Source organism: Nonomuraea typhae (assembly GCF_009760925.1).
In the GTDB taxonomy this organism is placed as follows: domain Bacteria; phylum Actinomycetota; class Actinomycetes; order Streptosporangiales; family Streptosporangiaceae; genus Nonomuraea; species Nonomuraea typhae.
Genome location: NZ_VRLV01000007.1, coordinates 379,932 through 401,632, shown reverse-complemented (window position 1 = coordinate 401,632; position 21,701 = coordinate 379,932). Strand labels below are relative to the sequence as shown.

16 protein-coding genes and 1 riboswitch are annotated in these 21,701 nt (G+C 70.4%); of the genes, 8 read left to right on the top strand and 8 right to left on the bottom strand.

Annotation, left to right across the window (positions count from 1 at the left end; translation table 11 throughout):
* Window positions 1-11: 11 nt before the first annotated feature.
* The 6 genes from FVE25_RS27800 to FVE25_RS27775 all read right to left on the bottom strand — a co-directional run bounded on the left by FVE25_RS27800 (window position 12) and on the right by FVE25_RS27775 (window position 7,678).
* Complete coding sequence (locus tag FVE25_RS27800) at window positions 12-2,099, bottom strand: right-handed parallel beta-helix repeat-containing protein (protein WP_157250018.1); 2,088 nt, start codon at window positions 2,097-2,099, stop codon at window positions 12-14.
* A gap of 25 nt (window positions 2,100-2,124) precedes the next feature.
* Entirely contained in the window at window positions 2,125-3,108 is a 984-nt protein-coding gene (locus FVE25_RS27795) for a hydroxyacid dehydrogenase (RefSeq protein WP_157250017.1), read from the bottom strand.
* Window positions 3,109-3,128: 20 nt separating this feature from the next.
* A complete protein-coding gene (locus FVE25_RS27790; protein ID WP_157250016.1) occupies window positions 3,129-3,962 on the bottom strand; it encodes a carbohydrate ABC transporter permease in 834 nt (277 codons plus the stop codon).
* Complete coding sequence (locus FVE25_RS27785) at window positions 3,959-4,831, bottom strand: carbohydrate ABC transporter permease (protein WP_157250015.1); 873 nt, start codon at window positions 4,829-4,831, stop codon at window positions 3,959-3,961. The genes FVE25_RS27790 and FVE25_RS27785 overlap by 4 nt, the downstream gene beginning before the upstream one ends.
* A gap of 63 nt (window positions 4,832-4,894) precedes the next feature.
* Entirely contained in the window at window positions 4,895-6,202 is a 1,308-nt protein-coding gene (locus FVE25_RS27780; RefSeq protein WP_157250014.1) for an ABC transporter substrate-binding protein, read from the bottom strand.
* 411 nt (window positions 6,203-6,613) lie between these two features.
* A complete protein-coding gene (locus tag FVE25_RS27775; protein WP_219825662.1) occupies window positions 6,614-7,678 on the bottom strand; it encodes a substrate-binding domain-containing protein in 1,065 nt (354 codons plus the stop codon).
* A gap of 127 nt (window positions 7,679-7,805) precedes the next feature.
* Between FVE25_RS27775 and FVE25_RS27770 the strand changes: the two genes are divergently transcribed.
* A complete protein-coding gene (locus FVE25_RS27770; protein ID WP_157250012.1) occupies window positions 7,806-9,542 on the top strand; it encodes a DUF2264 domain-containing protein in 1,737 nt (578 codons plus the stop codon).
* Here FVE25_RS27770 and FVE25_RS27765 read toward each other — a convergent pair.
* Window positions 9,539-10,396, bottom strand: a complete 858-nt coding sequence (locus FVE25_RS27765; RefSeq protein ID WP_157250011.1) for a bifunctional 5,10-methylenetetrahydrofolate dehydrogenase/5,10-methenyltetrahydrofolate cyclohydrolase — start codon at window positions 10,394-10,396, stop codon at window positions 9,539-9,541. The two genes, FVE25_RS27770 and FVE25_RS27765, sit on opposite strands and share 4 nt — an antisense overlap.
* 14 nt (window positions 10,397-10,410) lie before the next feature.
* Window positions 10,411-10,494, bottom strand: a riboswitch (ZMP/ZTP riboswitch).
* A 48-nt stretch (window positions 10,495-10,542) separates the two neighbouring features.
* Here FVE25_RS27765 and FVE25_RS27760 point away from each other — a divergent pair.
* Window positions 10,543-13,200 (top strand): hypothetical protein, encoded by a 2,658-nt coding sequence (locus tag FVE25_RS27760; RefSeq protein WP_157250010.1) that lies wholly within the window; start codon window positions 10,543-10,545, stop codon window positions 13,198-13,200.
* Here FVE25_RS27760 and FVE25_RS27755 read toward each other — a convergent pair.
* Entirely contained in the window at window positions 13,174-13,881 is a 708-nt protein-coding gene (locus FVE25_RS27755) for a FadR/GntR family transcriptional regulator (RefSeq protein WP_157250199.1), read from the bottom strand. The two genes, FVE25_RS27760 and FVE25_RS27755, sit on opposite strands and share 27 nt — an antisense overlap.
* 127 nt (window positions 13,882-14,008) lie before the next feature.
* Between FVE25_RS27755 and FVE25_RS27750 the strand changes: the two genes are divergently transcribed.
* The 6 genes from FVE25_RS27750 to FVE25_RS27725 all read left to right on the top strand — a co-directional run bounded on the left by FVE25_RS27750 (window position 14,009) and on the right by FVE25_RS27725 (window position 21,699).
* Window positions 14,009-15,367 (top strand): glutamine synthetase family protein, encoded by a 1,359-nt coding sequence (locus tag FVE25_RS27750; RefSeq protein WP_157250009.1) that lies wholly within the window; start codon window positions 14,009-14,011, stop codon window positions 15,365-15,367.
* Window positions 15,364-16,704: an aldehyde dehydrogenase family protein gene (locus FVE25_RS27745; protein WP_157250008.1), complete on the top strand. Its 1,341-nt coding sequence runs from the start codon at window positions 15,364-15,366 to the stop codon at window positions 16,702-16,704. Before FVE25_RS27750 ends, FVE25_RS27745 begins: the two co-directional genes overlap by 4 nt.
* Window positions 16,705-16,799: 95 nt before the next feature.
* Entirely contained in the window at window positions 16,800-17,564 is a 765-nt protein-coding gene (locus tag FVE25_RS27740) for a 3-oxoacyl-ACP reductase (protein ID WP_157250007.1), read from the top strand.
* A gap of 11 nt (window positions 17,565-17,575) precedes the next feature.
* The gene (locus tag FVE25_RS27735) at window positions 17,576-18,262 is read left to right on the top strand and encodes a gamma-glutamyl-gamma-aminobutyrate hydrolase family protein (protein WP_157250006.1); all 687 of its coding nucleotides are present in this window, start codon (window positions 17,576-17,578) and stop codon (window positions 18,260-18,262) included.
* 107 nt (window positions 18,263-18,369) lie between these two features.
* Window positions 18,370-19,326, top strand: a complete 957-nt coding sequence (locus tag FVE25_RS27730) for a LysR family transcriptional regulator (protein WP_157250005.1) — start codon at window positions 18,370-18,372, stop codon at window positions 19,324-19,326.
* 84 nt (window positions 19,327-19,410) lie between these two features.
* The gene (locus FVE25_RS27725; protein WP_157250004.1) at window positions 19,411-21,699 is read left to right on the top strand and encodes a M4 family metallopeptidase; all 2,289 of its coding nucleotides are present in this window, start codon (window positions 19,411-19,413) and stop codon (window positions 21,697-21,699) included.
* The last annotated feature ends 2 nt before the right edge of the window (window positions 21,700-21,701 follow it).

Below are 21,701 nucleotides of genomic sequence, written 5' to 3'. Positions count from 1 at the left end.
CGCCCGCGTCCTCACTGCCCGTCGCTCGCGATCTTCATGTCGAACACGTGCAACCCGGCGTCGGCGAGGGGACTCCCCTGGGGCAGGGTGACCGACTCCAGCGTTCTGGCCGGGTCGAGGGGGACCGCGTACCCGAACACCGCCACGCCCGATTCCCTGGTCTGCCCGGAGGCCGGGTTCTTGTAGCTGGTCTGGGTGATGTTGTGGTAGTCGGTGCGGGCCACCACGACGCCTCCGGCAGGCGCGGCAGCGTCCCAGAAGTCACCGAATCGCACCGTCCTGTCCTCGGTGCTCCCGTCCGTGTAGGTGAGCCGGACCACGCCCTCCCTGACCTTGAAGACGCCGGTGCCCAGCAGGACGAGCTTCGTGCCCCGCCCCTGGACGCGGATGGTCTGCCCGGCGGCCTTCACGTTGTCGACCCACCCGTACGGCCGCGGGTGCCAGGTGAAGGCGGCGCCGAGCACGGTCACGGCCCGGCCCGGAGCCAGCCCGGCCTTCTCCAGGCCCTGGCCCGGGTAGCTGCGTCCGCTGGTGGACAGGCCGCCGGTGTTCGGGTTGAGGTCGGAGCTGACGCCGACGTTGTTGTAGGCGTCCTCGATCGTGGCGTACGGCTGCGCCGCGACGGCCGGGCCCGAGTAGGCGCCCCGGTTCAGGGTGGTGAGCGGGTTGCCGAAGTAGTCGCGCTCGCCCAGGTCCGCCACCTGCGTGCCGGTGCCCAGGGCGGGTGAGCCGGCCAGGAGCCGGTAGCCCGCGGTGTCGCCGGCGCCGGTCGCGGTGCCGGGTGCGGCGAGCAGCGGGTCGGCGGTGACGGCCTTGGCGTCGCCGGCGGGCGGGGTGATGCCGCCGTGGTAGACGTTGGCGTCGTAGGTGACGCCGGCGCCGGTCGGGAAGGTGCCCTGGGCGGCCAGGAAGATGTTGTTGACGAGGCGGGTGTCCTGGTTGAGCCGCATGTCGATCTTCTGGCTGGCGCAGAAGAACGTGTTGTTGTACACGCGGAAGGGCGCGTTGTCGGTGTTGGCGATGCGGCAGTCGTCCTGGGCGATGTTGAAGCGCAGGATCGCGGTGGCCTTGTAGTTGGGGAACTCGGTGCAGCCCTGGCAGCCGAGGAAGAAGCCGCCGGCGTTGTCGTGCGAGTAGTTGTACTGGTAGAGGCAGGTGCCCTTGATGCCGCCGTCGCAGTCCCAGGCGGTGGAGTCGTAGATGGTGGGCCGCTGGCGGGCGACCTCGTTGTACTGAAAGACCGGGTCAACGGAGTTGATGGGCCACATGCCCGCGAAATTTCCGTCGATGTACGGATATTTCCCGGCACCGCCCTCGTCGAACAGGTTGTACTCCACCAGCGGCCGGTCCGAGGCGTGGACCACGATCCCGTCACCGCCGACCGCCCGGATCGTGTTGCGGGCGATGTGGACGTTGCGGTGGTAGTCGTTGCCCTTCCGGCTGATCTTGATCCCGCCGCCGCCGGTGTCGTGGATGTAGGTGCCGGTGATCGTGATGCCGTCGATCGGCCCCGGCACGCCGTCGGGCAGCGCCTGGATGCTGATTCCGGCCGAGTAGGCGAACCACGAGGAGTTCGCCCCGGTCTTGTTGCCCCAGCCCGCCACGTCGGAGATCTCCAGGTCGCGCAGGACCAGCCCGGCCTTGGCCGCGGGCGTCGTGGAGTTGTACTGGATGCCGGTCCGCTTGCCGGTGGCCGGCGCGGGGTTGGTGATGTGCAGCTTCTCGATGGTGACGTGGCTGTTGTCGACCAGGTGCACGGCCCATTCGCCGCCGTCGCCCTGGATGATCGGCTTGGGGCCGTCGCCGTAGGAGGTGAAGGTGACGGGCCGGCCCGCCGTACCGGAGCCGACCGGTTCGAGGCGGCCGGTGCAGACGGTGCCCGCGCGGAACTTGACCGTGTCCTTCGCGCGGAAGGCGATCGCGTTCACCTGGGCCAGCGAGGTCAGCGGCCCGGCCGCGTTCCGGCCGGAGCCGCCGGGGGCGGCCTGGCAGTCGACGAAGAAGTTGCGTGCGGCGGCGGCCTGGGCGGGGACGGCGGCCAGGCTCGCCACGACCGTGACGAGGGCGGTCAGCGAGGCCAGGCGGGGAGTTAAGCGCATGAGGGTTCCTCTCTCCAGAGCGGGGTCAGGCGGAGCGGGACAGGGTCGCGGGTTCCACCCCGTGCGCGAAGGGCAGGCCGCGGGCGTAGCGGGCCAGTTCGTCCACCGCGAGGTCGGCCATCCTGGCCAGCTCCCCGCCGAGCGATCCGGCGATGTGCGGGGTGACGAGCGCGTTCGGCAGGTCGTAGAGCGGCGACCCGGCGGGAAGGATCTCCGGCTCGGTGTGGTCGAGCACCGCGTACAGGCGTCCCGTGACCAGTTCGGCGACGAGCGCGTCCTGGTCGACCAGCGCGGCGCGGGCGGTGTTGATCAGCGTCGCCCCGTCCCGCATCGCGGCCAGCCGCCCGGCGTCGATCATGTGCCGGGTCTCCGGCAGATCGGGCGCGTGCAGGCTGACCACGTCGCTGCGCGCCACCAGCTCGTCCAGCCCGACCCGCTCCGCGCCCAGGTCCTCGTGCAGGTAGGGGTCGCTGACCAGCACGTCCAGGTCGAACGGCCGCAGCAGTTCGATGACCCGCCGGCCGATCCTGGAGGCGCCGACGATCCCGGCCGTGCGGCGGTAGTTGCCGAAGCCCGGGTAGCGGGCGTCCCAGTCCCGGTCGGTACGGCCGGCGCGGTAGTCACGGGCGATGTCGACCACCCGCTTGTTCGCGAACAGGATCGCGGCCAGCGTGAACTCGGCGACCGGCTCGGCGTTGGCGGCGGCGGCCGTGGAGACCAGGATGCCGCGCTGCCAGCAGGCGTCGCTGACGTGATGCTTGACCGATCCGGCCGCGTGCACGATCGCGCGCAGCCTGGGCGCCCTGGCCAGCACGTCGGCGCTGACCATCGGGCAGCCCCACGAGGTGTAGAGCACCTCGACGTCGGCCAGGTCCACTCCGGTGAAGTCGTGCACCACCTGGCCGGGATCGCAGTCGGCGACCATCGCCAGCCGGCTCTTGACCGGTTCGCGCAGCAGCCGCCGGGCGACCTGTTCGCCCATGGCGACCAGCGTCCTTGGCCTTCTCATGACATCCCCCGATATTTCGCTCACTTGACGCTGCCCGCCGTCATCCCGGCCTTCCAGAACCGCTGCAGCGACATGAACACCACCAGCAGCGGCACCACCGACAGCAGCGAGCCGGTGATCACCAGGGTGTGGAACTCGGGGAAGGCGTGGCCCTGCTTCTCCCACGTGAACAGCCCGAGGCTGAGCGGGTAGAGGTGCTGGTCGTTGAGCATGACCAGCGGCAGGAAGAAGTTGTTCCAGATCGCGGTGAACTGGAACAGGAAGATCGTCACGAAGGCGGGCAGCAGCATGGGCAGCGCGACCTTCACGAACATCCGCACCTCGCCCGCGCCGTCCGACCTGGCCGCCTCCAGCACCTCGTCCGGGACGTACCCTGCCGAAAGCACCCGCGACAGGTACACCCCGAACGGATGCACCAGCGCCGGGACGAACACCGCCCAGAACGTGTTGACCACGCCCAACTGGGAGGCCAGCAGGTACAGCGGCAGCGCCGTGGCCGTGGTCGGCACCAGGACGCCGAGCAGCACCAGGCCGAACATCTTCTCCTTGCCGAGCCAGGTGTACTTGTCGAAGGCGAAGCCGCACATCACCGAGATCAGGGCGCTCACGGCCGCCCCGGCCCCGGCGTACAGCACGCTGTTGAGGTACCAGCGGAAGAAGATCCCGCCGTTCTCGGCGCCGACCGCCCGGATGTTCTCGACCAGCCGGAAGTCGGCGAAGGCGAAGCCCGCCGTGCCGTACAGGTCGTCGAGCGTCTTCGTCGAGGCGAACAGCAGCCATGTCAGCGGCAGCAGCGTGTAGACGGCGGCGATCACCAGGAAGAGGTTGACCGTCGCCCGGGACATCCACTTCATCGGCGGTTGCTCCACTTGGTGACGACGAACGAGAGCACGGCCGCCAGCAGCGCCAGCAGGATCGAGGCGGCTCCGGCCTGGCCGTAGTCGTTGTTGCCGAAAGCCTCGTTGTAGGCGTACATGTTCGGGGTCCAGGTGCTGACCACGCCGTCGCTGGAGTTGTCGAACACCATGGGCTCGGTGAACAGTTGCAGCGAGCCGATGATCGTGAACAGCAGGGTGGTGACGACGGCGCCGCGGATCAGCGGCAGCTTGACGCTGAACGCGGTCCTGAGCCGCCCGGCGCCGTCCATCCGCGCCGCTTCGAGCACTTCGCCGGGGATGGCCTGGAGCGCCGCGAAGTAGATGATCATGTTGTACCCGATCCACTCCCAGACGGCGACGTTGACGATCGAGCCGAGGACCGTCCCGCCGCCGAGGAAGTCGATACCGCCGAGCAGATCCACGATCGGCGAGATGCCCGGCAGATACAGATAAAGCCAGATAAGCCCGGCGATGACCCCCGGCACGATGTGCGGCATGAACAAGGCCAGCTGGAAGAACCGCCGCAGCCGCGCCAGCCCGGAATCCAGCAGCAACGCCAGCCCCAGCGCGCCGCCGATCATCAGCGGGATGTAGATCAGGCAGTACCCGGCGATCACCAGGAACCCGTCCGTGAACGCCGCGTCCTTGAGCGTGTCCACATAGTTGCCGACCCCGACGAAGACACTCTCCGCCCCGCCGAACCCGAGCCCCGAGGACTTCTCGCTGAACAGGCTCAGATAGACCGCATAGGCCAGCGGCGCCACGATCACCGCGGCGAAGAGCACGAAGAACGGCCCCGCGAAGAGCACGATCGCCCCCCGCCGCCGCGCCGCCTCACTGCGCATGCTGCTCCTTGTCGATGGTCCTTTCCGGTACGGCAGGCCGCGCCGTACCGGAAGGAAGGGCCGTCACTGCTGACCGGCGACGTTCAGGCCGCGCGCCTTGATCTCGCCGACCGTCGCGGTCTGCACGGTGTCCAGGACGGCGGGGATGGTCGTCTCACCGGTGCCGACCTTGCCCAGGGCGTCCTTGAAGGAGGTGAACGTCTGCACCATGCTCGGCCCCCACGTCCAGCCCGGCTGGATCGTCTTGTAGGACTCGGAGAACAGCGCGTAGATGTCCTGCCCGCCGTAGAAGGAGGCGTCGAAGCTCTTGGCCGCGACCGGCACCAGATCGGCGATGGCCGGGAAGCCGCTGGAAGTGCCGGAGGCCAGGCGGGCCGTCCACGCCTCCGGCGAACCGGTCAGCCACTTGATGACCTCGACCGCGGACTTGGCGTTCTTGCTGTTCTTGGAGACGCCGAACGTGGTGCCGCCCAGCATGCCGCTGGCCGGGGTGCCCCAGTTGGGCACCGGGGCGATGGCCCACTTCCCGGACTGGCCCGCGTGCCCGCTCTTCATGACGCCCGCGCCCCAGTTGGCGCCAACGTACCCCCAGAGGGTGTCGTCCTCGAAGGCGGCGTTCCAGGGCTGCGAGAAGGACGCCTGCACGTGCACGAGATCGTCCTTGACCAGACCCTGCCAGTACTCGGCGACCTTCTTGCCCGCCGCGTCGTTGACGGCGACCTTCCACGCCTCGCCCTCGGTCCCGAACCACTTCCCGCCCGCCTGCCAGGCCAGCGCCGCCAGCACGCTGGGGTCGTCGGGGAAGAAGGTGGCGATCCGCGCCTTGCCGTCGGCCTTCTTCACCTTCTCGGCGGCTTCGCGGAAGTCGTCCCAGGTCTTGGGCACCTCGATCTTGTTCTTCTCGAACAGGTCCTTGCGGTAGAAGAACACCTGCGGCGCCGCGTCCATCGGCACGCCCCACGTCTTGCCGCCCAGCTCGACCAGACTGAAGACCGAGGCCGGGTACTTGCCCTTGACATCGGCGGTGTCGGCGGAGATGTCCTGGAGCGCGCCCTGGTTGACGAAGTCCGGCAGCTGGGGGTACTCGACGGACATGACGTCCGGCGCGTTGCCCGCCTTCACCGCGTTGGCGAACTTGGCGTAGCCGCCCGCGTTGCCCGAGGGGATCTCCTCGAACTTGATCTGGATGTCCTTGTGCGACTTGTTGAAGGCGTCCACGACCTGCTGCGTGCCCTTCGCCCAGCCCCAGAACGTCACCGTGGCCGGCGCCCCGGCCTGCGCCCCGGCGTCCCCGCCGCTGCCACAGGCCGCAAGCATGGTGATCCCGGCCAGCACTCCGGCGATGCCGGCGGCGGTGCGCTTACGCTCCATCAGATGCTCCTCATCCGCGTTCGATCGAAATCCGATCGTTGGGGAGCATCATTCGCTCATAACCGAACAGATGTCTAGAGTTCGATCAGTTACGAAATCATCTCGACACAAACCACAACCCAACGATCAGGCCGCGGTACGGCAGGCGGAGGGGTTGCCCGGCCGGGGCGGGAGACACCAGAGCGGTACGGCAGGCGGCGGGGTTGCCCGGGCGGGCCGGGAGACACCCTGAGCGGCACAGCAGGCGGCAGGCCGACCGGGCGAGGACGCCAGGAAGGGCAGACCACGGCGTTGGCGGGGCGGGAGGCACCGGGTGCGGCGGGTGACCGTGGCGGCCGGACGGGGCGGGGCCGGCGGGGGTGGGGCGGGGCCGGCGGGATGGGGCGCTGGGGTGGGGCGGGAGGGCGGGGGTCAGGGGGTCGGGTGGGTGCGGGTGGAGGCGCGGGGGCGGAGTTCGGGGAGCAGGGCGAGGTGCTGGCGGGGCAGGCTGGGGCCGTCGAGGCGGCGGGTCAGCAGGTCTACCGCGTGGCTGCCCACCGCGGCCTTCGGGGGTGCCACCGCGGTCAGCGGCGGGTCGCTCAGGGCGGCCACCTCGTCGTCGTAGGCGACGATCGAGACCTCGGCGGGGATGTCCACCCCGGCCATGCGCAGGTGCTGGATGAGCAGCAGCGCGTCCTCGTCGTTGTGCACCAGCAGCGCGGTCACCCCCTCCTCGCGGATGGCGCGCACCACGTCGGCGGCCTGGGCGTGCGACGGCCCCTCCTGGTCGATGGCCAGAAGGGGGTGTGCGGCCAGGCCCAGGTCACGGACGGCGGCCTCGAAGCCGCGCAGGACGCGGGGCGCGGTGGGGCTGTTGCGGCTGACCATGGCGACGCGGCGGTGGCCGAGGCCGGCCAGGTGGCGGGTGCCCAGGTAGGCGCCGTGGGCGTGGTGGGAGGCGACGGCGTCCAGGAGGGAGCCCAGGCCGGCGCGGCGTTCGACCAGCACGGCCGGGACCCGCAGGTCGGCCAGCCAGCCGGCGTGGGTGTCGTCGGGCTGGCGGCTGGTGGTCAGGAGGAGGCCGTCGGCGCCGGCGGCCACCAGTTGCTCGACCTGGAGGCGCTCTTCGGCGTCGTCGTAGCGGGAGACGCCCAGGACGAGGCGGGCTCCCAGCTGGGCGGCGCGTTCGCGGGCGCCTCTGATGACGGCCGGGTAGTAGTACGTGGCCGAGGGGACGAGCATGCCGATCGTCAGCAGGCTCGGGGCGTCGGCGAGGGGCGGGGTGCGGTCGTCGGGGGCGGCGGCCGGCGGGTCGGCCTGGACTCGGGTCACGCCGCCGTGGACACGGTTGAGCAGGCCCCGGGCGGCCAGGTGTTCCACGTCTCTGCGCAGGGTCACCATCGAGACGCCGACGCGCTCGACCAGGTCGGCCAGCCGTACGGAACCGCGCTCGCGCACTTCGCGCAGGATGAGTTCATGGCGTTGCTCGGCGAACACTGACGCTCCTTGTGGTCGGTCCCTGCACATCCTAGCGGGGCGGACTTTCGTTTGTGAACGGATGCTTTCGTTCGATCACCCTGCTAAGGTTTCGCCTGGAAAGCGGTTTCCCACCGAGGAGTGGCGCATGTTCCCCCTTCCGCCCGAGGATCGTTCGCTCAGCCCCCTCACCGGCTTCACCCGCGCGCACTGGGAGGCGGTGGCCGACGGTTTGCTGGCCGCCGTGGAACCGTACCGCTCACCGGACGGCGCCGTGATCACCTTTCCCGGCAGGGAGAGCATCTCGCGCTGCGACGGCCTGGAGGGGTACGCCAGGACCTTCCTGCTGGCCGCCTTCCGCGTCGCCGGCGGCGGCCCGCCCGGACTCCTGGAGCCCTACGCCCGCGGCCTGCGCACCGGGCCCGGCGTCTGGCCGCCCATCCGGGACCGCACGCAGCCCATGGTCGAGGCCGCCTCGATCGCGACCGCCCTCTGGCTCACCCGCGAACACCTCTGGGACCGCCTGCCCGCCGCCACCCGCGACCGCACGGCCGCCTACCTGGCCGACGCCCTCCACCACGAGCCGGTGGACAACAACTGGTGGCTGTTCCCCGTCATGGTCGGCGGCTTCCTGTCGGCCGCCGGACTGCACACCGCCGCGGCCGACGCCGCCGTCGAGCGCGGACTGGCCCGCATCGAGCGCTGGTACGCCGGCGACGGCTGGTACTCCGACGGCGACCGGCCCTCCTTCGACCACTACAACGGCTGGGCGATGCACCTGTACCCCATCCTGCTCGGCCACCTGTCAGGAAACCTCGACCTCCGGTACGGCCGGCGGCTGCGTGAGTTCCTGGCCGGGTACGCGCTGATGTTCGACGCCGAGGGTGGCATGCTGTACCACGGCCGGTCGCTGACGTACCGCTTCGCCTCGGCCGCCTCGTTGTTCGCCGGCGCGCTGGCCGGCGCCACCCCACTGTCCCCCGGCCAGACCCGCGGGCTCGCCTCGGCGGTGCTGCGCCGCTTCCTCGACCATGACGCCCTGTCCCCCGAGGGCATCCTGACCCTGGGCTGGCACGGCCCGCACGAGCCCACGTTGCAGCCGTACTCCGGCTTCGCCTCGCCGTACTGGGCGGCCAAGGCGTTCACCGGCCTGCTGCTCCCGCCGGAGCACCCCGTGTGGACCGCGCGCGAGGAGCCCGGGCCCCGGGGCGTGGTGGCGCTGCCCGGCCCCGGATTCGTCGTCCAGAACACCGGCGGCCTGGCCAGAGTCGTCAACCACGGCAGCCAGCACCACCCCGGCGACCCGCTCTACGACCGCTACGCCTACTCCACCCGCACCGCCCCGGCCACCGGCCCGGCCGACAACCACGTGGGCAGCGTGCCCAGGGGCCGCATCGTGGCCCGGGGCGCCGGGATGCTGGGCGACACCGCCTGGGCCGCCTCCTTCGCCGAGGGCAGCGGGGTGTCCAGTGTGAGCGTGGTCCGCGGGGAGGTGGAGGTACGCCTGCACCACGGGGACGCGGGCCGGGAAACCGGCTGGGCGCTCCCCGGCGCCCAAGTACTGCCCAGCGTCCACGTACTGCCCGGCCCCGCCGGGGTGTACGGCGCCGCCGTACGCGCGCCCGACGGCCTGACCTCCTGGCTGATCCCGTTGACCGGGTCCCCGGAGCCGTCGATCCTCAAGGCCCCGGCCGGGACCGCGTTCGGCACGCCCGCCCTGATCCCCGCCCTGACCGGCCCGGAGGGAAACGGCTGGCGCGTCACCGCGGTCGTCCTGTCTCACGACCTGCCGGGCCTCCCGTCGGCCAGGGTGACCGACCTGACGGTCACCCTCACCTGGCCGGACGGGGTGGAGCAGAGCTTCGGCCCCGAAGGACCCCGCTAGCCGGACACCGCCTTCTCGGCCGCCGTGATCGCGTTGCGGAACAACATCGCCACCGTGGTCGGCCCCACGCCGCCCACCCGAGGCGTGATCGCCCCGGCGACGGCCTCCACCGACTCGTCCACGTCCGGCAGCAGCCGCCGCCCTTCGTAGCGCACCCCGCCCCCGACCACCACGGCCCCGGGCTTGACGTGCTCGGGCTGAATGATCCCCGGCACCCCCGCGGCCGCGATGAGAATGTCGGCCCGCTGGGTGTACCGGGCCCAGTCGGGGACACCGGTGTGGACCACGGTCACGGCCGCGTTCGCGGTCGGCCGCTTCTGGCTGAGCAGCATGGCCAGCGGCCGTCCGAGCGTGGCCCCGCGCCCGAGGATCACGACGTCACGCCCGGCGACCGGAATCTCGTAGAAGGCCAGCAACGCCTCGATCCCGGCAGGCGTGCAGGGCAACGGCCCCGGCATGCCCAGCGCGAGCCGCCCCATGTTGAGCGGGTGCATCCCGTCGACGTCCTTGTCCGGATCCATGGACTGCAGAGCGGCGTCGTAGTCGAGATGCCGGGGCACCGGGTACTGCACCAGCAGCCCGTGCACGGCCGGGTCGTCGTTGTAGGCGGCGATGGCGGCGTGCAGATCGTCCTGCGTGGCGTCGCCGGGCAGATGCGTGTGCGGCGAGTCGAAACCCAGCTCAGCCGCCTGCTTCTGCTTAATCCTGATATATCCGGCGCTGGCGTCGTCGTCCCCCACCAGAATCGTGGCCAGCGACGGCGTGACACCCTTGGCGGTGAGGACGGCGGCGCGGGCGGCGACGTCCTCCAGGACGCTCTGCGCCACCGGCCCGCCCGGAAGCATGCGGGACATTAACTCTCCCCGGGAGTGGTCGCCCAGGCGGTCGGCTTCCACGACGAGCTCCCCGATGGTCGATTCCATCCTCTGTGCCGCCAGTCGCACTGCCCTCTAGCATGCCAGCCCTGTAACGCGCCCGCACACAGGGCCATCTCACAGATGTGGACACCACCCGTGACGACGAGCTGATCACCGAGCTGCGCGCGGAGCTACCGGCCCTGTTCGCCAGCGCATGGGACAAACTCGCCCAGGCCGAACCCGGCATGAAGCCGTGGCTGAAGCAGCCCGTCCAAGAGGAACTGGACACCCTGGTCAACGACTGGCCGCTGGCGGCTTCAGAACAGCTGAGTGGGCTGCGGGCGGCCAAGTCACTGCAGGCACAGGGGTCGAGCCCGCCCGAGCTGGGCTTCATGCCGTGGAGAGTCACCGCCTCGGCCGCGGCCATGGGCCTGACCGGCATGCTCGCCGCCCTGCTCCCCTTCGCCGGCATGCTCTTGTGGTCAGAGCTGGACACGTGGCTGCTGGCAGGGAAGGTCGCCGCCTGCGTGGCGGCCGTCCTCGCCGGCCTGTCCGCCATGGTCGCGGTGAACATCTACCGCCCCGGCGCCACCCGCGTCACCATCCGGCCGCTCCTGGGGCTGGCCATCGGTCTCGCGCTGGGAGCGCTGGTCTGGGAGCTCTGGCGGCGCCTGGACGCACCTGCCACGGCGACGGAGCGGTGGGGCCTGGCCTTCTGGGTCCTCATGGCCCTCGGCGTGACAGCCCTGAGCGTCTTCGCACTGATCCGCGAGAAGGCCCGGCGGGAAGCGATCCTGGTGATCGTGGCCGCGACGTTGTCGGCCGTGATCGTGGTAGATACGACGACTAGCGGGCTTGACGTGCCGGATTCGCTGCTCGTGGCCTTGATCGTCGGGGCGACGATCCACGTTGTCGTCCTGCCGGGAATTCTCGCGCTGGCCGGCTTTCTTTCAGCGGCCGGCGGTCTCACGCCGGCCAACGTGTGGGCGTTCGTCAGGCTGCTGAGGAAGACCGCCCTGACCCCGGATCCCGCGAAGCGGCAACAGGCCGACGCGGCCGTCGAGGCCGCGCTGGCCGCCTGGCGGGAGGCCACCGAGAAGGTCGTCGTCCTGCCCTATATCCAGCGGCGCGTCAGCGAGATCCTCGCCCCGCCGTTCAGGCAACCGCTGCGCATCTCCGTCTCCCCCGGCCTCCACCAGCTGAGCGCGGGAGACTTCCTCATCCCGACCGAGCAGTTCACGGCCGTCAGGAACGCCGTGCGCATGGTGACCGGAGGCGCGCTCGGCGTCGCCGGGCCGCGGGGCGCCGGCAAGTCCACCCTCCTGGAGGCATACCGGTTCGGCGCGCTGGCCACCCGCTCACACGAGCAGATCGTGGTGCTGGAGAGCGTCCCCGTGCGCTACGAGGCCCGCGAGTTCGCCCTTCACCTGTACGCGCGGCTGTGCGAGGAGGTGGCCGCCTTCTGCGAGCGCCGCATCCGGCGTCCGGTCCCGCGCCGCGTTCCGTGGCCGGTGCTGCTGCGCGCGGGGGCGGCGGTCGCGGGCGCCGCGCTGGCCTATTGCGCCTGGGTCCTGGCCGTCATCGCGCTGGACAAGCAGGACCTGCCCGCGTGGCTGCCACCCGCGAGCTGGCCGGCCGCGTTGCTCGTGGGTGGTACGGCACTGGCCGCCCTGGCCTTGTCCCGCATCCGCGTCCCGCGAGGGCCCGCGGCCGAGGCGGCGATCGACGCGGGCCAGGTGACCGATCTCAAGACCCTGGCCGCCTTCGCCCGGCAGCGGCTGCGCCGGATCCGCTTCCAGCAGCACTTCACCCATGGCTGGTCCGGCAAGGTCGCGATCCCGGGCGGCCCGGAGCTCACCCGGACGAACACCGCGCAGCTCGCCGAGCTGGCGATGACCTACCCGGATGTGATCCACGACTTCCGCGGGTTCCTGGCCACGACCGTGCGGGTGGCCGGGGACGTCGTGGGCCTGCCGTACCCGAACGTGGCCGTCCTCATCGACGAGCTCGACAAGATCTCCAGCGCGGAGAAGGCCGGCGAGTTCGTCAACGAGGTCAAGGCGCTCTTCTCGCCTCCGGTGGAGGGCTGCCTGTTCGTCGTGGCGGTCTCCGAGGACGCGCTGGCCGCCTTCCACCGGCGCGGGCTGCCGGTGCGGGACGAGTTCGACAGCGCCTTCGACACGATCGCCCGGGTGGGGTACCTGTCGATGGCCGACTCCTTCAACGTGGTGCGCAGCCGGGTGATGGGTCTCGGCCTGGAGCACCTCACGCTCATCCACGTGCTGGCCGGCGGCCTGCCGCGCGATCTCATCAGGGTGACGCGCGCGATCGTCCGGCACCAGGGCGCCGAGCTGGCGGAGCTGGCCCGTGCCGTGATCGCCGAGGATGTCCGCGACAAGATGGACGCCCTGCGCACGGTCATCGTCCGCCATGACCAGCCCGAGCCGCATGCGGGCGTGTTGATCCACCAGATGGACAGCGTGTCGGCCGCCACGCCGACGGAGCTGGAGGGCGAGTTGCGCAGGGCGCTCAGCGCCGGATCGGACAGGCGCCCCGACGACGCGTCCTTCGCCGGCCTCGTCCTGGAGACGCTCGGGCACTTCTACCTGTCGCTGACCCTGCTGGAGGTCTTCGCCGGGCCGCTCACGGAGCTCGACCTGACCAGGGCCGACTTCGAGAGCCTGGCCAGGGCGCGGCAGTTGTTCGCGGTCAACACGCTGGCGAGCTGGCGCACGGTCGACGCCTTCCGCGTCGCGCGTGGGCTGGCGCAGTACCTACCTGGCCAGGAAGCCGCGGAGTAGCGCCGCCGTACCCTCGAGGTGTTCCGACACGGCGCGCCGGGCGGCCTCCGGGTCTCCGGACAGGATCGCGGCCACGATGGCCTGGTGCTGGATCGCCGCGTGGTCGATGTTGACCTGGAGCATCGGAATGGCGTTGAGCAGGTCGCTGACCCGCAGGCGGGCGTCGGCGCAGGTGGCGGCCAGCAGCGGGGAGCCGGTCAGCTCGGCGATCGACAGGTGGAAGGCGGTGTCGAGGCGGCGGTAGTCCTCGGGGGAGGCGGCGTTGAGGTCGGCCAGGCGCTCGTTGAGGGTGCTCCTCTGGGCCTCCGACAGCGTGGTGGTCGCCAGGACCTGGGCCGCGCCGCACTCCACCGCCATCCGGAAGGTGAGGGCGTCGGCCAGGTCGTCGTCGCCCATGTCCGTGACGACCTTGCGCAGGGCGCCGCTGTCGGGCCTGGGCGGGACGTAGGTGACGAAGGCGCCGCCGTAGCGGCCGCGCCGTACGTCGAGGAAGCCCGCGTCCTGGAGGGCGCGGATGGCTTCGCGGAGGGTCACGCGGCTGATGCCGAGCTGGACGGCGAGCTCGCGTTCCGGCGGGAGTTTCTCGCCGGGGGCCACGACGCCGAGCTTGATGGCCTGGAGCAACCGCTCCACGGTCTCCTCGAAGGCGTTGCCCGCGCGCACCGGGCGCAGCACAGTCAACGGGTTCACGCTTCGCTCCCACCACCCCGACAGAGGGCCTTGACAATCGATCCCGCCATACACCTCAATGGTCTAACACTAGCCCAATCAACGGGCAACCGCCGTGGCCAGATCGGAGCATCCTCACGTGAGCACCGGATTGTTGTCCGTATCCGACCTGCGGGACGAAGTTGCTGCCGGGCGCATCGACACGGTATTGCTGGCGATCGTTGACATGCAGGGTCGTCTGCAGGGGAAGCGGCTGTCGGCCAGATACTTCGTGGAAGAGGTCCTCCAGCACGGCTCCGAGGGCTGCAACTACCTGCTGGCCGTGGACGTCGACATGAACACGGTCGGCGGATACGCGATGTCGTCCTGGGATCGTGGGTACGGGGACTTCGTCATGAAGCCCGACTTGTCCACGCTCAGGCGCATTCCCTGGCAGGAGGGCACCTGCCTGCTCATGGCCGACCTCGTCTGGGAGGACGGCTCGGACGTGGCGCCCTCGCCGCGCCAGATCCTGCGCAAGCAGCTGGCCCGCCTGGAGGAACGCGGGCTGCGCGCCTTCGTCGGCACCGAGCTGGAGTTCTGCGTCTACAACGACAGCTACGAGGACGCCTGGCAGCGCGGCTACCGCGACCTCAACCCCGCCAACCTCTACAACGTGGACTACTCGCTGCTCGGCACCTCCCGCATCGAGCCGCTGCTGCGCCGCATCCGGCTCGGCATGGAGGGCGCGGGCCTGTACGTGGAGTCGGCCAAGGGCGAGTGCAACCTGGGCCAGCACGAGATCGCCTTCCGGTACGACGAGGCGCTGCGCACCTGCGACAACCACTCCATCTACAAGACCGGCGCCAAGGAGATCGCCGCGCAGGAGGGCCGGTCGATCACGTTCATGGCCAAGCCCAACCAGCGTGAGGGCAACTCCTGCCACATCCACATCAGCCTGCGCGGCACGGACGGCAGCGCGGTCATGGCCGGCGACGGCCCGCACGGCCTGTCGGAGCTGGGCGCCCGGTTCATCGCCGGGCAACTGGAGAGCATGCGCGAGCTCACGCTGTTCTACGCGCCGAACATCAACTCCTACAAGCGGTACGTGCCGGGCAGCTTCGCGCCGACCGCGGTCAAGTGGGGCGTGGACAACCGCACCTGCTCGCTGCGCCTGGTCGGCCACGGCCACTCGCTGCGGGTGGAGAACCGGGTGCCCGGCGGCGACGTCAACCCGTATCTCGCGGTCGCCGCGCTGATCGCCGCCGGCCTGCGCGGCATCGACCGCGAGCTGGAGCTCGAGGACGCCTACACGGGCAACGCCTACACCTCGGGCGCCGAGACCGTGCCGCACACGCTGCGTGACGCGCTGAGCTTGTTCGAGGGCTCGAAGCTGGCCGCCGAGGTCTTCGGCGAGGACGTGGTGGCCCACTACGCCAACAACGCCCGGGTCGAGCTGGCCGCCTTCGACGCGGCGGTGACGGACTGGGAAATGTTCAGGGGGTTCGAGAGACTGTGAAGATCATCAATCCGGCGACCGAGGCCGTGGTCGCCGACGTCGAGTTCGCCGACGCGGCCGAGATCGACCGGGCCGTGGCGCGGGCCAGGCAGGCGTACGCGAGCTGGCGTCAGGTGGCGCCCGGTGACCGCGCCCGGCTGCTGCGCCGCTTCGCCGACCTGGTGGACGCGCACGGCGAGGAACTGGCCCGGCTGGAGGTCACCAACTCCGGTCACACGATCGGCAACGCCCGCTGGGAGGCCGGCAACGTCCGTGACGTGCTGCACTTCTACGCCGGGGCCCCCGAACGCAACCACGGCAAGCAGATCCCGGTGCCCGGCGGCGTGGACGTCACCTTCCAGGAGCCCCTGGGCGTCGTGGGCGTGATCGTGCCGTGGAACTTCCCCATGGTCGTCATGATGTGGGGCGTGGCGCCGGCGCTGGCCGCCGGGAACACGGTCGTCGTGAAGCCCGCCGAGTGGACACCCCTCACCGCTGTACGGCTGGCGGAGCTGGCCCTGGCCGCGGGGCTGCCCGAGGGGGTGTTCCAGGTGCTGCCCGGGGAGGGTGAGGTGGCCGGCGCCCGGCTGGTCGAGCACCCGGACGTGGCCAAGATCGTGTTCACCGGGTCGACCGAGGTGGGCAAGCTGATCGCCGCCCAGGCGGCGGGCCAGGTGAAGCGGGTGACGCTGGAGCTGGGCGGCAAATCGGCAAATATCATCTTTGCGGACTCCGATCTGGATAAAGCGGCAAAAACGGCGCCTTATGCGGTTTTTGATAACTCTGGGCAGGACTGCTGCGCCCGCTCCCGCATCCTGGTCGAGCAGAGCGTGTACGAGGAGTTCCTGGAGAAGCTGGGCGCCGCCGTACTCAACGTGAAAGTGGGCGACCCGCTCGACGAGAGCACCGAGATGGGCCCGCTGATCAGCGCCGAGCACCTGGAGCGGGTGCGCGGCTTCGTCGAGACGCCGCACCTGCAGGGTGCCTGCCCCGACGGGCCCGGGTACTGGTTCCCGCCGACCGTCCTCACCTCGCGGGTCACCGACCGGGCCTTCACCGAGGAGATCTTCGGGCCGGTCGTGTCGGTGGTGCCGTTCGCCGATGAGGCCGAGGCCGTCAGGATCGCCAACGACACGCCCTATGGGCTCAGCGGCTCCATCTGGACCCGCGACGTCGGCCGCGCCCTCCGGATGGCCCGTGCGGTCGAGGCGGGCAACCTGTCGGTGAACTCGCACTCGTCGGTGCGCTACTGGACCCCGTTCGGCGGCTTCAAGCAGTCAGGACTCGGCCGCGAGCTGGGCCCCGACGCGCTGGACGCCTTCACCGAGACCAAGAACGTCTTCATCTCCACGGAGTGAACCCGACGCAGTGAGCGGAGTGAAGGGCCGACGAAGGAGGCACTTCGCGAAGCGAATGAGGAGGGTGAACGACCAATGAGCAGGAGTAGATCGATATGCAGCGTTTGCAGGACCGCGTCGCCGTCATCACCGGCGCGGGCAGCGGGATCGGCCTGGCCACCGCGCGCAGGTTCGCCGAGGAGGGCGCCCGCGTGGTGTGCGTGGACGTGGACGAGGATGCGGGCAAGAAGGCCGCGGAGGAGGTCGGCGGGATCTTCGTCCAGGCCGACGTGACCAGCGACGACGACGTCGCCCGCATGTACCGGACGGCGTTCGAGACCTACGGCGGTGTGGACATCGCCTTCAACAACGCCGGCATCTCCCCGCCCGACGACGATTCCATCCTGGAGACCGGCATCGACGCCTGGCGGCGCGTGCAGGAGGTCAACCTCACCAGCGTCTACCTGTGCTGCAAGCACGTCATCCCCTACATGCAGCGGCAGGGCAAGGGCTCGATCATCAACACCGCCTCCTTCGTGGCGGTGATGGGCTCGGCCACCTCGCAGATCTCCTATACCGCCTCCAAGGGCGGCGTGCTGGCGATGTCCCGCGAGCTCGGCGTGCAGTTCGCCCGCGAGGGCATCCGGGTCAACGCCCTGTGCCCGGGCCCGGTCAACACGCCTCTGCTGCAGGAGCTGTTCGCCAAGGACCCCGAGCGCGCCCAGCGGCGCCTGGTGCACATCCCGGTCGGCCGCTTCGCCGAGGCCACCGAGATCGCCGCCGCGGTCGCGTTCCTGGCCAGCGACGACGCCAGTTTCATCACCGGGTCCGAGTTCCTCGTGGACGGCGGCATCTCGGGCGCCTACGTGACGCCGTTCTAGCGAGCACGAGCATGCGACCCGTCATCGGCATCACGTGCTACGTGGAACCCGCGCGATTCACCGTCTGGGAGATGGAGGCGGCGCTGCTGCCGTACACGTACGTCGAAAAGGTGACGGCGGCCGGCGGCCAGCCGGTCATCCTGCCGCCCGGCGGCGAGCCCGCCTCGCTGCTCGGGCGGCTGGACGGCCTCATCCTGGCCGGCGGCGGGGACATCGACCCCGGACGGTACGGCCGGCCGCCTCATGCCCGCGTCGGCTACGTCCGGAAATTTCGTGATGAGGCGGAGTTCGATGTGATGGCTGCCGCCCTGGAGGCCCGGCTGCCCTTCCTGGGCATCTGCCGGGGCCTCCAGGTGCTCAACATCACCCTGGGCGGCACCCTGCACCAGCACCTGCCCGACGTGACCGGGCACGAGGGCCACTCCCCCGCGCCCGCCACCTTCGGCCACCTGCCCGTACGCGCCGAGCCCGGCACCCGGCTGGCCAAGGTGCTCGGGACCGGCGGCGTAACCGTCCCGCATTACCACCACCAGGCCATCGACCGCCTGGGCGACGGCCTCACCGTGAGCGCCAGGGCCGAGGACGGGACCATCGAGGCGGTCGAGCTGGAGGGCCATCCGTTCGCGCTGGCCGTCCAGTGGCATCCTGAGGCGGGCTCGGATACCGCGCTTTTCGAAGCCCTTGTCACCGCGACTTGACGGAAAGTCGTCAAGCTGGGGCTCCGAGACGCTCGTAAAGTCCCTGGTCAGAAGCTAATTCTGAATTGGGTCTTACTGGAAAGCTTCTTTACTTTTACTCTCGAGGTGTGGAGCTCGAGGTCCGGCATCTCAGAGTCGTATGCGCGATCGCGGACACCGGAAGCATCTCCAAGGCGGCGACGTCGCTGGGGATGTCCCAGCCCGCGCTCGCGGCGCAGCTGCGCCGCATCGAGCGGCAGTTCGGTGGCCCCTTGTTCGAGCGCGGCAGGGAGGGGACGACACCGACCCCGCTGGGCCGCTGGTTGCTGCTGAGGTCACGTTCCGTCCTGCCCGCCTTCGACGACCTCGCCCGCGATGCCCGCCGGCACGCGCGCGACGACCGTGACACGATCCGGGTCGGCTGCGCGCTGACCCGGCTGGCCATCTTCGCGGCCAAAGCCCTGCGCAGGTTGTTACCGGAGGCCGAGATCAGCCTGCGCACCGAGGAGACGACCGAGGTGCTGCCCGGCCTGCTGGAGTCGGAGCGGATCGAGCTCGCGACCCTGGACGACTACCCGGGCCACGAGCTGCAGCCGCCCCAGGGCGCCATCTACGCCGAGATCGCCGTCGAGCCGGTCTTCGTGGGGCTGACCGCCAGTCACCCCCTGGCCGCCCACGACGAGATCAATCTGGCGGATCTCGCCAAGGAGCAGTGGGCCCAGCACGCCCTTTTGGAGACCGGTCCCCGCGAGCATTTCTGGACCGCCTGCGCCGACCATGGGTTCGCCCCGATGGTCGGGTTCAAGGTGGACCTGAGCGTGGCGCTGGACCTGATCGCGGAAGGCCGCTGTGTGGGATTGTTCCAGGCCACGAGCCCGGCTCGGGACGGCATCGTGATCCGGCCGATCGCCGGTTCGCCTCTGCGGATGCGGCACCTGATCGGCTGGACCGAGCACGGGCCGCTGGCTCCGCACTCCAAGGACCTGGTCCAAGCGGTGACCAAAACCTATTGGTCCGAGGCGATGCGCAACCCCACCTACAACGCCTGGCTGCGCCGCCATGGCGCCCATAGTGTGACGTTATGACAAAAAATGGGGTTACGTTCCGTTAACCCCCGATGTCAGCTTGGGTGTGACTCCAGCCAGTTCACCCCCCAAGGAGCCACGAGAGTGAACCCCAAGCTCAAACTGTCGGCTGCCGCGTTAGCCGCGCTGGCGCTGGCCCTGGCACCCCAGGCGGCCCAGGCGCAAGCCGTACAAGATCCCCCCACTCCAAGCGAGGCCACGAGCGCCGTCACCTCGGCGCAGAGCGCGCTTGCCTCTTTCGCACCTTCACTGCGCACCGCGCAGGATGACGAATACCACCTTCAGGCCAGCATCCCGGGTGCAAACGGCCTGCAGTTCGTCACCTACACGCGCACGCACAAGGGCCTGCCCGTCTACGGCGGCGAGGTCACCGTCAGCACGGACGCCTCCGGCCAGGTCGTCAACGACATCACCACCGGCCAGCAGTCCGTCATCAACGTCAGCACCACGCCCAAGGTGAGCGCCGCCGCGGCGGCCGCCACCTCGCAGGCGCGGATCAAGAAGGTGGACAGCGTCAGCGCGCCGTCGCTCGTCGTCCACGCCGCCGGCAAGACCCCGCGCCTGGCGTACGCGACCACCGTGACCGGCCCGGCCAACAACCGGACCGTCTACGTGGACGCGCTCAACGGCAAGGTCATCGACGAGGTCGAGCTGGTCAGGGACGCCGAGGGCCGGGCCCACTACGTCGGCACCGTCCAGATCGACACCCAGGCCGGCTCCATGGTCGACCCCAACCGCCGCGGCCTCCAGTGCGGCGGCCAGAACGGCTCGGCCTTCACCGGTTCCGCCCCCTGGGGCAACGGCGGGGCGACCGACCTCACCACCGCCTGCGTCGACGTCCTGTACGGAGCCCAGAAGGAATGGGACATGCTCCGTGACTGGGTCGGCCGCAACGGCATCAACGGCTCCGGCGGCGGCTTCCCGGCGCGCGTCGGCCTTGCCCAGGCCAACGCCTTCTGGAACGGGTCCTACACCAACTTCGGCCACAACGGCGCGAGCGGTGCGGCCCGCAAGAACCTGGTCTCGATGGACGTCGTCGGCCACGAGTACGGCCACGCCATCTTCCAGACCACGCCCGGCGGCGCCGGCTCCGGCAACGAGGCCGGCGGCATGAACGAGTCCACCGGTGACATCTTCGGCGCCCTGACCGAGCACTTCGCCAACAACCCGAACGACCCGCCGGACTACCTCGTCGGTGAGGAGCCCGCGCTCGGCGGCGGCCCGATCCGCAACATGTACAACCCGTCGGCGCTCGGCGACCCGAACTGCTACACCGGCACCTTCCCCGAGGTGCACGCCGGCGCGGGCCCGCAGAACCACTGGTTCTACCTGCTGGCCGAGGGCAACAACCCGGGCGGCGGCAAGCCCAGCAGCCCGATCTGCTCCGGCGGCCCCAGCTCGGTGACCGGCATCGGCATCCTGAAGGCCGGCAAGATCTTCATGACCACGCTGAACAAGAAGAGCGCCCCCTGGACGCACACCAAGGCGCGCGTCGCCTCGCTGCAGGCGGCCAAGGAGCTCTTCCCGGGCAGCTGCGTCGAGTTCAACACGGTCAAGGCGGCCTGGGACGCCATCAGCCTGCGCGCCCAGCCCAATGAGCCGACCTGCGAGGGCCAGCAGAACCAGTTCTCGCTCACGCTCGACCCGGCCTCCGGCCAGGTCGACCCCGGCGGCACCACGACCAGCACGGTCCGCACCCAGGTGACCCAGGGCTCCGCCCAGCAGATCACCCTGCGCGCCGGCACCCTGCCCAGCGGCGTGACCGCGCAGTTCAACCCGGCCACGATCACCGCCGGCCAGACCTCGACGCTGACGCTGACCACCACGGCCGGCAGCCCGCAGGGCGGCCACACCATCGCGGTGACGGCCGACGGCGCCGAGTTCGACCAGACCGCCAACTACAGGCTGACGATCGGGCAGGTCCAGAACGACTTCTCGTTCTCGATCAACCCGACCTCCGGCTCGACCCAGCCGACCGGCTCGACCCAGACCACCATCAGCACCCAGGTGACCTCCGGCTCGGCCCAGCAGATCACCCTGTCGGCCACCGGAGCGCCGAACGGCGTCACGGTGACCTTCAACCCGGCCACGATCACCGCGGGCCAGACCAGCCAGGTAACCGTCTCCGCCTCCGGAGCCGCACCGGGCACCTATCCGATCGTGCTCAACGGCGCCGGCGCCAACGCCAGCCACTCGGCCACGTACAACCTGACCGTGGGCACCACCCAGAACGAATGGGCACCGTTCACGGCCTACACGGCGGGCCAGATCGTCACCTACCAGGGCTCGCGCTACCAGTGCCGGCAGAGCCACACCAGCCAGCCGGGCTGGGAGCCGCCCAACGTCCTCGCCCTCTGGCTCCCGGTGAGCTAAGG